Origin of the sequence: Pseudomonas sp. LS-2 (assembly GCF_003605735.1) — a bacterium.
GTDB lineage: Bacteria > Pseudomonadota > Gammaproteobacteria > Pseudomonadales > Pseudomonadaceae > Aquipseudomonas.
In genome coordinates, this window is record NZ_QXTJ01000002.1 from 40,347 (window position 1) to 53,214 (window position 12,868).

Annotated in this window: 12 protein-coding genes; 5 read left to right on the forward strand and 7 right to left on the reverse strand. The window is 62.1% G+C overall.

Going from position 1 to position 12,868, the window contains the following annotated elements:
* The first annotated feature begins 35 nt into the window (after positions 1 to 35).
* The 4 genes from D3M70_RS34020 to D3M70_RS01050 all read left to right on the forward strand — a co-directional run bounded on the left by D3M70_RS34020 (position 36) and on the right by D3M70_RS01050 (position 4,896).
* Positions 36 to 791, forward strand: a complete 756-nt coding sequence (locus D3M70_RS34020) for a methyl-accepting chemotaxis protein (protein WP_375232908.1) — start codon at positions 36 to 38, stop codon at positions 789 to 791.
* 203 nt (positions 792 to 994) lie between these two features.
* Complete coding sequence (locus D3M70_RS01040) at positions 995 to 1,744, forward strand: gluconate 2-dehydrogenase subunit 3 family protein (protein WP_120123617.1); 750 nt, start codon at positions 995 to 997, stop codon at positions 1,742 to 1,744.
* Positions 1,745 to 1,746: 2 nt separating this feature from the next.
* Positions 1,747 to 3,522 (forward strand): GMC family oxidoreductase, encoded by a 1,776-nt coding sequence (locus D3M70_RS01045; RefSeq protein ID WP_120123619.1) that lies wholly within the window; start codon positions 1,747 to 1,749, stop codon positions 3,520 to 3,522.
* 12 nt (positions 3,523 to 3,534) lie between these two features.
* Positions 3,535 to 4,896, forward strand: coding sequence for a cytochrome c (locus D3M70_RS01050; RefSeq protein ID WP_120123621.1), 1,362 nt, complete (start codon positions 3,535 to 3,537; stop codon positions 4,894 to 4,896).
* A 122-nt stretch (positions 4,897 to 5,018) separates the two neighbouring features.
* Here the strand turns inward: D3M70_RS01050 and D3M70_RS01055 are convergent, their stop codons facing one another.
* The 7 genes from D3M70_RS01055 to D3M70_RS01085 form a co-directional block, all read right to left on the reverse strand.
* Complete coding sequence (locus tag D3M70_RS01055; protein ID WP_120123622.1) at positions 5,019 to 6,251, reverse strand: sugar MFS transporter; 1,233 nt, start codon at positions 6,249 to 6,251, stop codon at positions 5,019 to 5,021.
* Positions 6,252 to 6,522: 271 nt separating this feature from the next.
* Positions 6,523 to 6,873: an L-rhamnose mutarotase gene (locus D3M70_RS01060; protein ID WP_120123624.1), complete on the reverse strand. Its 351-nt coding sequence runs from the start codon at positions 6,871 to 6,873 to the stop codon at positions 6,523 to 6,525.
* Positions 6,870 to 7,646, reverse strand: coding sequence for an SDR family oxidoreductase (locus tag D3M70_RS01065; protein WP_120123625.1), 777 nt, complete (start codon positions 7,644 to 7,646; stop codon positions 6,870 to 6,872). The genes D3M70_RS01060 and D3M70_RS01065 overlap by 4 nt, the downstream gene beginning before the upstream one ends.
* Positions 7,643 to 8,524: an amidohydrolase gene (locus D3M70_RS01070; RefSeq protein ID WP_120123627.1), complete on the reverse strand. Its 882-nt coding sequence runs from the start codon at positions 8,522 to 8,524 to the stop codon at positions 7,643 to 7,645. The genes D3M70_RS01065 and D3M70_RS01070 overlap by 4 nt, the downstream gene beginning before the upstream one ends.
* Positions 8,525 to 8,681: 157 nt before the next feature.
* Positions 8,682 to 9,959, reverse strand: coding sequence for an L-fuconate dehydratase (locus tag D3M70_RS01075; protein WP_120123629.1), 1,278 nt, complete (start codon positions 9,957 to 9,959; stop codon positions 8,682 to 8,684).
* Between the two features lie 68 nt (positions 9,960 to 10,027).
* Positions 10,028 to 10,873 (reverse strand): ureidoglycolate lyase, encoded by an 846-nt coding sequence (locus D3M70_RS01080; protein ID WP_120123630.1) that lies wholly within the window; start codon positions 10,871 to 10,873, stop codon positions 10,028 to 10,030.
* A 156-nt stretch (positions 10,874 to 11,029) separates the two neighbouring features.
* Positions 11,030 to 11,770, reverse strand: a complete 741-nt coding sequence (locus D3M70_RS01085; protein ID WP_120123632.1) for an SDR family oxidoreductase — start codon at positions 11,768 to 11,770, stop codon at positions 11,030 to 11,032.
* 235 nt (positions 11,771 to 12,005) lie between these two features.
* Between D3M70_RS01085 and D3M70_RS01090 the strand changes: the two genes are divergently transcribed.
* The gene (locus D3M70_RS01090) at positions 12,006 to 12,767 is read left to right on the forward strand and encodes a FadR/GntR family transcriptional regulator (RefSeq protein WP_120123634.1); all 762 of its coding nucleotides are present in this window, start codon (positions 12,006 to 12,008) and stop codon (positions 12,765 to 12,767) included.
* Positions 12,768 to 12,868: the final 101 nt, after the last annotated feature.

The window sequence follows — 12,868 nt, forward strand, 5'->3', positions numbered from 1 at the left end:
AGGCCACGCAGCAGACCCTGCGCTCCGAGCAGGCCATGCAGCGTCAGCGTGAAGAAACCGATCAGGTCGCCACGGCCATTCACGAAATGTCCGCCGCCGCGCAGGAAGTCGCCCTCAGTGCGCAACGCGCCGCTGAAGCGGCCTCGGAAACCGATCAACAAGGTCAGGCCGCGCGCAAGGTGGTGGGCAATAGCATCACCGGCATGAGCTCGCTGGTGGACGACATTCGTCTGAGCGGCACCAGCCTCGACAGCCTGCAACAGGACGTGCGCTCCATCGTTTCGGTGCTGGACGTGATTCGCTCGATTGCCGAGCAGACCAACCTGCTGGCGCTCAATGCTGCCATCGAAGCCGCTCGCGCTGGTGAAGCCGGACGTGGTTTTGCTGTCGTTGCCGACGAAGTCCGCGCCTTGGCCAGTCGTACGCAGCAGAGCACCCAGGAAATCCAGGGCATGATCACGCGCCTTGAAACAGGCACCCATGCCTCGGTCGAAGCCATGCGTCGTTCCACTGAAGCGGGCGAGGGCGCCAATCAGCGGACCAACGAAGTGGGCGTCTCGCTGGATTCCATTTCCGGCCTGATCGGCACCATCAACGCGATGAACGCGCAGATCGCCAGTGCGGCGGAAGAACAGACTTCGGTCGCCGAAGAGATCAACCGCAGCGTGCACCAGATCGCTGGCGCCGTGGAGAACCTTGCCGAAGAAACTGAGCAGAGCGCCCGCACCATGCGCGACGTGTCTAGCCTGGGCAGCAACCTCAGCGCGCTGGTGGGTCAATTCAAGATTTGATGAATCGTTTAACCCGGCCGTCCTGGTGGTACAGGACGGCAATAGCTGGTTAAGTAACGCCCGAATGCTTAGCAAGGTAATGATTAGCTGGCAATCGAATCCTCGGTGCGCGACGTTCAATGCTCGAAGCGCCGGGTGATCCATAAGAAGAAAACACAAGAAAAACGAAGCACACCCGTGTTCAGTCTCAGGAGAAGTGAACGATGTTCGATGACGACACCTCCCCGGCGCGTCGCGATTTTCTACGCAAGTCGCTGACGCTCATCCCCGTGGTAACCCTGGCCAGTGCCGGCCTTCCTTCCAGTTCATTCGCGCAGACCCCGGCCAGCGACGCCAGGCAAAGTGGCTCCGCTGTGCCCGCCGTATCCGCTGGTGACTACAAACCGACCTTCTTCACCCCCGAAGAATGGGCGTTCGTGATCGCCGCCTGTGATCGTTTGATCCCTTCCGACCATGTCGGGCCCGGCGCCGTCGAGCTGGGCGTTCCCGAGTTTCTGGATCGTCACATGCAGACGCCCTACGCCAACGGGGGCATCTGGTACATGCAGGGGCCGTTTCTCGAAGCCGCGCCTGAATTCGGTTATCAGGGCCGCTTGAACCTGCGCGAAACCCTGCGCATCGGCATCAAGGCCATGGACGCCAGCTGCAAGAAGACCTTTTCCGGCAAGGCCTTCGCCGAGCTGTCGCACCCCCAGCAGGAAGAACTGCTCAAGGCGGCCGAGGGCGGCAAGCTGGCACTGGAGGACATCTCATCGAAGCTGTTCTTCACCAATCTGCTGAACGAGGTGCGCAACGGCTATTTCGCCGACCCGTCCCACGGCGGCAACAAGAACATGGGCGCGTGGAAAATGATCGGCTATCCCGGCATGCGCGCTGATTACATGGATTGGGTCACGGTGCGCGACAAACCGTACCCGTTGCCACCGGTCGATCTGGCCGGACGGAGGGGTTGAGCATGGCGAACGCAAAACCGAAAGTGGATGCCGTGATCGTCGGCATGGGCTGGACCGGCGCGATTCTGGCCAAGGAACTGACCGATGCCGGTCTGCATGTGGTGGTGCTGGAGCGCGGCGCCGATCGCGACACCCAGCCCGACTTCGCCTACCCGAAAGTGGTCGATGAACTGGAAGGTTCGGTGCACCGTCGCTACCTGCAAAGCCTGTCGCAAGAGACGGTCACGGTACGGCATAACCTGACGTCGACCGCCGTGCCCTATCGCCAGATGGGTTCGTTCAAACCGGGCACGGGAGTCGGCGGTGCGGGCAGTCACTGGTCCGGCTGTCATTTCCGTGCATTGCCGGAAGACTTCAAGTTACGCAGCAATGTCGAGCAGCGTTACGGCGCGAAATTCATTCCCTCGGACATGAGCATTCAGGATTTCCCGGTCAGCTACGAGGACCTGGAACCGCATTTCGATCACTTCGAATACGTCTGTGGCACCTCCGGCAAGGCCGGTGTGATCAGCGGCGTGAAGCAGGTCGGCGGCAACCCGTTCGAAGGCTCGCGCTCGCGGGAATTCCCGTTGGGGCCGAACCCCAATTACCTCGGCGCCGAGATGTTCTACAAAGGGGCGCGGGAAATGGGTTGGGACCCGTATCCGATTCCGGCGTCCAACGCGTCGGCACCGTACGTCAACCCGTACGGCTGCCAGATGGGCCCGTGCAACGCGTGCGGTTTCTGCAGTGACTACGGTTGCCTGAACTACTCCAAGGCCAGCCCCAACATCAGCATTCTGCCGGTGTTGCGTCAGCGCAAGAACTTCGAGCTGCGCACCCACGCGCAAGTGCTCAAGGTCAACCTGGACAGCGACGGCAAGAAGGCCACTGGCGTGACGTACCTCGACGCTCAGGGCCGCGAAGTCGAGCAGCAGGCCGACCTCGTATTGCTGTGTGCGTTCTCGCTGTACAACGTGCACCTGATGCTGTTGTCCGGCATCGGCAAACCCTACGATCCGCAAACCGGTGAAGGCACGATCGGACGCAACTACTCGTACCAGAACCTCAACCGTGTGGTGCTGTTTTTCGACAAGGACGTGCAGGCCAATCAGTTCATCGGCATCGGCGGCGCCGGCACCACGATGGACAACCTCAACGGCAACCAGCTGGACAACGCCAAGGCCGGTTTCGTCGGCGGCGGCATCATCTGGGCGCGGCAGCCGGGCGCCGGTCCCGTGCGCGGAATCAACGTGCCGCCGGGCACGCCGAACTGGGGCACAGCCTGGAAACAGGCGGCCAGCGATGCGTTCCGTCACTCGTTCTATTTCGAAGTGCAGGGCGCCTGCATGTCGTACAAGCAGCATTACCTGAGCCTCGATCCGACTTACAAGGACGGTTTCGGTCGGCCGCTGCTGCGCATGAACTTCGACTGGCACGACAACGAAGTGAAGGCCTCGCAGTTCCTGGTGGGCAAGGCGGTAGAGATGTCGAAGATCCTCAACCCGACGGCCCTGGCCGGTGACGCCAAGAAGCCGGGCGAGCACTACAACATCACCAAGTACCAGAGCACTCACACCTGCGGCGGCGCGATCATGGGCAGCGATCCGAAGACCTCGGCGCTGAACCGTTATCTGCAATCGTGGGACGTGCACAATGTGTTCGCCATCGGTGCCAACGCCTTCCCGCAGAACAACGGCTACAACCCGACCGGGATGGTGGGTGCGCTGGCGTACTGGTCCGCCAAGGCCATTCGCGAGCAGTACCTGAAAAATCCCGGCCCGCTGGTTCAGGCATAAGGAGAGACGACCATGAAAAAGTTTCTCTTGAGCCTGATTTCCCTGGCGGTGGTGGTACTCGTCGCGCTGCTGATCTTCGCCTTCTGGCCGACCACGACGCCTACGCTCGCGGCTGCCAAGGACGCGGATCAGGCGGCGTTGATCGAGAAGGGTCGCTACCTGGCCGATGCCGGCGACTGCACGGCGTGTCATACCGCAAAGGGTGGCAAACCCTTCGCCGGTGGCCTGCCGATCGCATCGCCTATCGGCACGCTGTACAGCAGCAACATCACGCCCGACAAGGCTTCCGGCATTGGTAATTACTCGCTGGAAGACTTCGATCGCGCCGTGCGCCACGGCATCGCGGCCAACGGCACCAGTCTGTACCCGGCCATGCCATACCCGGCTTATGCGCGCACCAGCGATGACGACATGCGCGCGCTGTACGCGTACTTCATGCAGGGTGTGGCGCCGGTCTCTGCCCAGAACCGTGCCAATGACGTGCCGTGGCCGTTGTCGATGCGCTGGCCGCTGGCGATCTGGCGCAAGGTGTTCGCACCCGCGCCGCAAGCCGTGGCTTTCGATGCGAGTCGCTACAAGGACCCGCAGATCGCACGCGGCGCCTATCTGGTGCAGGGACTGGGGCACTGCGGCAGCTGTCACACGCCGCGGGCGCTGACCTTGCAAGAGAAGGCGCTGGATGAATCCGGTGAGGCGTTCCTGTCGGGCGGTCCGGTGATTGACGGCTGGCTGGCCGTGAATCTGCGTGGCAACCCGGCCGATGGCCTGGGCAACTGGAGCGACGACGACATCGTCGCCACGCTTCGCAGCGCGCGCAGTGCCACTCATGCCGTTCTGGGCGGTGCGATGGGTGATGTGGTGGTTCACAGCACCCAGCACCTCAACGACGCTGACCTGCATGCCGTCGCTGCTTACCTGAAAAGCCTGCCGCCGACCAAGGACCAGGTCGCCAGCTTCAAGGCCGATCCGGCAACCGCCAAGGCGCTGGCGGCGGGGCAGGAAGGCAGTCGCGGCGCCGAGCTGTACGTCGACAACTGCGCAGCCTGCCACCGCACCAACGGTCAGGGCTACGAGCGGGTGTTCCCGAAGATTGCGGGCAACTCGTCGGTGCTGTCCCAGGACCCGGTATCGATGATTCGGCTGGTGTTGGCGGGCAGCAAATTGCCGGCGACCGCGACCGCGCCTTCGGAGCTGGGCATGCCCGGATTCGCCTGGCGACTGTCGGATGAAGAAGTGGCGCAGCTACTGACCTTCATTCGCAGCAGTTGGGGCAATCAGGCGCCGGCAGTGAACGCCGAGGAAGTGACGAAACTGCGGGCGACCTTGCCCAAGGAGTCGCCAGCGGTGAGTCGTACGGACATTGCCAAGCCGTAAGGTGTACGGCCGCTGTCAGACGCTTGATCTGTAGGAGCGCGCTTGCCCGCGATAGTGTTGTGTCAGTCAGCACATGCAAACCTGACACAACCAATCGCGGGCAAGCGCGCTCCTGCAATTCGCTACAGCACCTGACCGCGCAACCCGCTCTTCCCGTAAAACGCCACCACCACAAAACACCCCAACGGCAGCAAATACGCTACGGCTGTCGAGAAGTGGTCGGCGACCAACCCCATGAAGTACGGCATCAGTGCGCCGCCGACGATGGCCATGATCAAAAACGAACTGCCGCGTTTGGTGTGAGGACCGAGGTTTTTCACGCCCATGGCGAAGATGGTCGGGAACATGATCGACATGAAGAAAAAGACCGCGATCAACGCCACCACCGACACGCTTTCCACCCCGCTGACCACCACCGCACACAGCGCGACGTTAATCCACGCATAGACCATCAACAGCCGCTGCGCGGGGATACGGCCCATCAGCCAGGTGCTGAAGAAGCGCCCGCACATGAAGCAGATCATCGCCACCGACAGCAGATACGCCGCCGTCTGGCTGGTCATGCTCGCCCAGTGTTCGGTGACGTAGTTGATGAAGAACGCCCCCACTCCCACCTGCGCCGCCACATAGAAAAACTGCGTCACCACGCCGCCGACGAATTCGCGATGCTGCCACAGGGTCTTGCTGTCGCTGCGCTGGATGTTCGATTCCTGTTCGCGCAGGTCGGGCATTGGCGTGCGGGCGAAGAGGGCAGCGACCAGCAACACGATCACCGCGATGACCACGTAGGTGGTCTGCAATGAGCTGTTATCGGTTCCGGCATTCGCGCCACCGAAGAACAGCGCGCCGCCGAGCAACGGTCCGACGAACTGGCCGAGACCGTTGAACGACTGCGCCAGGTTCAGGCGGCGTTCGGCGCCTTTCGGGTCGCCCAGCACCGTAGCGTAGGGGTTAGCTGCGGTCTCCAGACAGCCAAGGCCCAGCGCGATGACGAACAGCGCGAAGAGGAAGAACGGGAAGCTCGCGGCATTGGCGGCAGGCATGAACAGCAGCGCGCCCGCCGCATACAGGCACAGCCCCAGCAGAATCCCGGCCTTGTAGCCGAAGCGATCCATCAGCAGGCCTGCGGGCAGCGCGATGATGAAATACGCGCCGAAATACGCGGCCTGCAACAACCCGGACTGCGCCTTGCTGACGTGCAGGGTTTCCTGGAAGTGTTTGTTCAGTACATCCAGCAGGCCATACGACAGGCCCCAGAGGAAAAACAGACTGGTCACCAACATCAGCGCCATGCGAACCGACGGCTCTGCGTGACGGTACACCTGGGTTTCGACTTTCGTGTCTTTGGTCAACATGACGCTCTCCTATTGTTTTTGTTGGGGCGTGACGCGTTATAGAGTGGTGGCATTGTCGTAATGACGGTTGAATCTGATTCTGCCCGGAGGGCGTGGGAGCTCTGCTTGCGAGCGATCTGCCGGGTACCGGCAGCAAATCCTGTATCCTCGATCTGTCAGGAGCACGGTGCGGTCAGGTTCTGCTGCCGGTACCCGGCAGATCGTCAGCAAGCTTGACTCCCACGGCCTCCGGCCAGAATCAAGGGCAACTGTGCCGACCGGGCTGAACCGGTCAAGGCGGCTGTTCCGCCAAACTGAAAATCCGTTCCATCGGCTGCCATTTGTTGCCCGGCTCGGTCCACGGCGTCGGCTTCTGGAACGCCCACATCAGGTCTTCCCATTCCTGCACTTTGGGGTGTTCGGCGCTGGCTTTATCCATCTTCTCGGCACTGAAACCGGGCGCGGTTTCCATGACCATGAACAGCCGCGTACCCAACTGCCAGATCTGCATGTCGAGCACCCCCTCATGACGCAGGTGATGGGCGATCTCGGGCCAGATGCGTTGGTGCAGGCGCTGGTACTCGGCGATCAACGCCGGGTCTTCGACCAGATCCAGCGCCAGGCAGAACCGTTGCGTGCTCATGTCAGCGCCCGGTCCAGATGGGTGTAGCCACCGTCCACCACCAGCCATTGCCCGGTGGTGTGCGAGGCCCGCGACGACAGCAGAAACAGCACGCTGTCGGCGATCTCCTGGGGGGTGGTCATGCGCTGGCCTAAAGGGATCTTTTCGACGATCTTCGCCAGCTTCGCCGCGGGTTCGTCAAAGCTCGCAATCCAGCGCTCATACAAAGGCGTCATCACCTCTGCCGGAATCACCGCGTTGACCCGAACACCGTCGCCCAGCAACGACGCCGCCCACTCGCGGGTCAGCGACAGCTGGGCGCCTTTGGAGGCGGTGTAGCCGCTGGTGCCGCCTTGCCCGGTGAGGGCGGTTTTCGAACCGATATTGACGATGGCGCCCTTGCTCGCCTTCAACGCATCGACGCACAAATGGGTCATCAGGTAATAGTGGATCAGGTTCTTTTCCAGCGACTCGATGAAGGCGCTGCGCCCGGCCTCAAGCCCCACGTTGTCGTTGACCCCGGCGTTATTGACCAGGCCGTCGAGATGCCCGAAGCGCTCGATCACCTTCCTGACCGCTGCGGCACAGCCGGCTTCGTCACGCAGCTCCACCTGTACGAACAGGCTTTGCGGCTGGCGCCTGTCCAGCTCGGCGGCAAGTTCGGCGGGCAAGGGCTGGTTGGCGAAGATCACCGGGATCGCGCCTTCCTCGGCCAGGCCCAGCGAGATGGCAGCGCCGATGCCGGAGCCGCCGCCAGTGACGATGATGACTTTGTCTTGCAGATGCAGATTCATGGGCAGTTTCCTTGCAGGCCATAAAGGCCAATGGCGGTGCCCCCGCGAATGGCCGCCTGTTCATCGGCAGACAGTTCGTGAAGGGCGCTTTCGAACAGCTGATGAACCTCGCTGTAGCTGCCGGCCACTTGGCACACCGGCCAGTCGGAGCCGAACATCAGTCGTTGCGGACCGAACAGCTCCAGCGCGAGGTAGAAATACGGCAGCAATTGCGCGGGACGCCACTGCTGCCAGTCGGCCTCGGTGATCAGACCGGAGAGCTTGCAACTGACATGGGGCAGGGCGGCCAGCGGCGTGATGCGGTCGGCCCAGGCGATGGGGTCTTCCTGAGAGAGGTCAGGTTTGCCGAGGTGATCAAGGATGATGTGATGTTCGTCGTGGCGTTTGCAGAAGTCGGCAGCGGCATGCAGATCGGCGTCCTTGATCAGCAGGTCGTAGCTCAGTTCACGGGCTTGCAGCAGACGCATGCCTCGGGCGAATACCGGGTCTTGCATGAACAGCGAAGGCGAGGGTTCGTCCTGGATCTGATGGCGCAGGCCCACCAGCTTTCCCGACTCGCTCGACTGTGCCAGTTGCCGTTCAAGATCGGGTGCGCGCAGATCGACCCAGCCGACCACGCCGAGTATCCACGGGTGCTGATCGGCCAGCGCGAGCAGGGTCTCGGTCTCGTGCGGACTGTGCCGTGCCTGCACTGCAACACAGCCCGCGAGGCCGTGCTGATCGAGCAGCGGCTTGAGGTCTTCGGGCAGAAAATCGCGCCGCAGTGCGCCGTGACGATCATCGATCCACGGGTAGTCCTGCGCGCGGTAACGCCAGAAATGCTGATGGGCATCCACGCGCAATGCGGGTGCTGAATGACGAGTTTTGTGGGACGACATTGTTGTTGTACTCCGTCCGTTGCAACGAGCGACGTTCTGTAGGAGCGCGCTTGCCCGCGAATGCGATTCGCCTGTGACAAACCGGTCCCCTGATACGCCGTCATCGCGAGCAAGCTCACTCCTACAAGGGATCGGCGTTGATCAGGTGGAAAGCAGATCAGCCCCGATACGCATACGCCTTGCGCGACGCCTCTTTCATCTGAATCGAAAACCCCGGCGCGGTTGGGGGCATGTACGCCGCATCGCGAATCACGCATGGGTCTTCGAAGTGCTCGTGCAGGTGATCGACGAACTCCACCACCCGGCCCTCATGGGTGCCGGCCAGGCACAGGTAATCGATCATCGACAGGTGTTGCACGTACTCGCACAGCCCGACGCCACCGGCATGAGGGCACACCGGAAGATGGTATTTGGCAGCCATCAGCATCACCGCCAGCACCTCGTTGACCCCGCCCAGGCGGCAGGCGTCGATCTGCACCACATCGATGGCCTCGCGCATGATCAGTTGTTTGAAAACGATGCGGTTCTGGCACATTTCGCCGGTCGCCACTTTCACCGGCGAGACGCCCAGGCGAATCTTGCGATGACCCTCGACGTCGTCAGGGCTGGTGGGTTCTTCGATGAACCACGGCTTGGCGAACGACAGCTCGCGCACCCAGTCGATGGCGGCATCGACTTCCCAGACCTGATTGGCATCGATCATCAGATGCCGGTCCGGGCCCAGCACTTCGCGGGCGATCCGTACGCGGCGGATGTCGTCTTGCAGGTCGCGACCGACCTTGAGTTTGATGTGGGAGAAACCGCCGTCGACCGCTTCCTGACACAGCCGACGCAGTTTGTCGTCGGGGTAGCCAAGCCAGCCTGCGGACGTGGTGTAGCAGGGGTAGCCCTCAGCTTTCAGTGACTGAAGACGCTCGGCCTTGCCCTTGGCGCGATCACGCAGCAGGGCCAGTGCTTCGTCCGGGGTGATGCAGTCGGTGATGTAGCGGAAATCGATGCAACGCACCAGTTGTTCGGGGCTCATGTCGGCCACCAGTTGCCATACCGGTTTGCCTTCGGACTTGGCCCACAAGTCCCACGCAGCATTGACCACGGCACCGGTGGCCAAGTGAATCGCGCCCTTGTCCGGACCGATCCAGCGCAACTGGCTGTCGCTGGTGACGTGGCGCCAGAAACGGCCCATGTCTTCGGCGATCCACTCCAGCTTCAGGCCGACCATCACCCCGGACAGCGCCTTGATCGCCGCGCAGCAGATCTCGTTGCCGCGCCCGATGGTGAAGGTCAGGCCGTGGCCCTGGAGAGTAGGGTGATCGGTTTCCAGAATGACGTACGCCGCCGAGTAATCCGGGTCGGGGTTCATTGCGTCGGAGCCGTCCAGCGAATCCGAGGTGGGAAAGCGAATGTCTTCAACGCGCAGGGCGGTGATGATGGTCATGGCGGGTCCCTTTGGAATGGTTGTGGGGCAGGGAAAGACCTGCGGATCGCCGCAGGTCTTCTGCCGGGTCAAGCATCGACAGTCAGTTGTTCCTGCTCGCCCAACCCTTCGATACCCAGGCGCATGCGCTGACCAGCGCGCAGGAACACCGGCTCCGGCTTGATGCCCAGACCCACGCCCGGCGGGGTGCCGGTGGAAATCACGTCGCCCGGTTGCAGGCTCATGAACTGGCTGAGGTAGCTGACCAGTTTCGGGATCTGGAAAATCATGGTGCGGGTGCTGCCGTTCTGGTAACGCTTGCCGTCCACTTCCAGCCACAGACTGAGCTGGTGCGGGTCGGCGATCTCGTCCCGGGTCACCAGCCATGGCCCCATCGGTCCGAAGGTGTCGCAACCCTTACCCTTGTCCCAGGTGCCGCCGCGCTCGATCTGGAATTCACGCTCGGACACATCGTTGATCACGCAATAGCCCGCCACGTGCTCCATGGCGCTGGCTTCGTCGATGTAGCGTCCGCCTTTGCCGATGACCACGCCGAGTTCGACTTCCCAGTCGGTTTTCTTCGAGTTGCGCGGGATTTCCACGTTGTCGTTGGGGCCGACAATGGCGCTGGTCCACTTGTTGAAAATGATCGGCTCTTTGGGAATGTCGGCGCCGGTTTCCGCGGCGTGGTCGGCGTAGTTGAGGCCGATGCAGATGAACTTGCCGACCTGACCGACGCAGGCACCAATGCGTGGATTGCCCTTGACCAGCGGCAGGCTCGCAGGGTCGAGCGCTTTGAGTTTTGCGATGCTTTCAGGGCTGAGCGCGGCGCCTGAAACGTCGTCGATGAATTCCGACAGGTCGCGAATGCCACCGTCCTTGTCCAGCAGGCCCGGGAGTTCTTTGCCGGGTTGACCGTAGCGCAGCAGTTTCATGGGGTGTCCTCGTTTGAATGATTAATCAGAATGGAGTGTCAGCCCGTGTAGGCGTGCTTGCTCGCGATGGCGTCGTATCAGCCATTGCTTGCGAAACAGGCATATCGCATCGCGAGCAAGCTCACGCCTACAGGGGGCAGGCCGGCGCGGGGGAATTCAGTTACTCCACCCACCGTCGATGATCTGCGCCGTACCCGTGGTGAAGCCGCTGGCCGACGAGCCGAGATACAGCGCCAGTTGCGCGATCTCTTCAGGCGTTCCCAGACGCCCCATGGGCTGACGCGCCTCGAACGCCGCATAGACTTGCGCCTCATCGCGATGTTCGCGGGCTGCCTGTTCGGCCACGCGCTGACGCAGCGACGGGGATTCCACGGTGCCGGGGCAGATGCAGTTGCAGCGGATGTTCTGCCCGACGAAATCGGCAGCCACCGAGCGGGTGATGCCGATCACCGCAGCCTTGCTGGCGCAGTAGGCAAAACGATTGGGGACGCCCTTGATCGCCGAGGCCACCGACGACATGTTGATGATCGAGCCGCCGCCATTGGCGAGCATCGCCGGCAAGAAGGCGCGGATCATCTTGTACATGGCCGTGACGTTGAGGTCGAAGGCGGAGCTCCAGTCCTTGTCGGAGCATTCGAGAATGTTGCCGCTGTGCACCACACCCGCGCAGTTGAACAGCACGTCCAGCGCGCCGATCTCGGCAGCCAGGCGCTCGATGGCGGCGTGGTCGGTGACGTCCAGAACGTGTTTGTGTACGCCTTGCAGGCTGTCCAGCGCGGCGCCGTTGATATCGACGGCGAAGACTTCCGCGCCCGCATTCAGGTAAGCCTCGACACTGGCTTGACCGATGCCCTGGGCGGCGGCGGTGATGAGCACTCGCTTACCGGTGAGGTCCATGATGAATCCCTTGTTTTTATAGTGAGAAACGGGCGTGTCAGGTCCAATGGTCAGGCCATTGCAGGCGCAGTGAGGGATGTTTTGGCACACGCTCAACCCCGAGAGGTTTGCTATCATCCGTTCATTGCAGCGATCCAATGGTCAGGCCATTGGTCCTGTTTTTAGCACTTGTCTGCGACCGCAACAAGGTCATTTTCCTGCAGGACCGCAATTTTCATTTTCGAGCTGAGTTCCGATGCCAATCCAAGCTATTGATAACCAGAGGCTTTACCGCCAGATCGCCGATCAGCTGCGAGCCTTGATCGACAGCGGGGAATTTCCCCCCGGCAGCCGTCTGCCAGCCGAGCGTGAACTGGCCAAGATGCTGGGCGTGAGCCGCGCCTCGGTGCGCGAGGCGATGATTGCGCTGGAAGTGATCGGGCTTGTGGATGTGCGGGTGGGCAACGGGGTGCTGGTCTGCGAGCCTGCGCTGCAGTTGCTGTCCGATGAACCGGTGATGAAACAGGCGACTCGCGATCAGTGGAAAGACCTCGATCCCGAGCTGGGCATCGACGTGGATTTCAACGCTGAAATTCCGCCGTTTGCCCTGTTGCAGGCGCGCCGTCTGATCGAACCGGAGACCGCCGCGCTGGCCGCGCAGAACGCCAGCGAGGATGAACTCGAATCGATCCGCGCCGCGTTCGAGCGCAACACCCACGACAACCGCGAGCATTCCCACACCCACCCTGGTGACCGGCTGTTCCACATTCGCATCGCCCAGGCCTCGGGCAATCCCGCCTACGCGCTGATGATCCAGCACTTGCTCGGGCATCAGTACGGCAGCATGTTCCAGCGTCTTCAAGCGCACTACACGTCGGATGACATGCCGTTTCGCTCGGAGCATGAGCATCGGTTGATCCTGCAAGCGCTGGAAAGCCGCGACCCCGAAGCGGCGCGGCAAGCGATGGCGGATCACCTGGATGAAGTGATCCGGATATTCAGTCGGGGCGGGGTGTGATGGAGAGTTCTTTCTGCCTGAAACCTGTAGCACGGCTTGCCTGCGGCGTGCTTGGGATCGCTACCGCCGGCAAGCCGTGCTGCTACAGATGATCGTCGCGA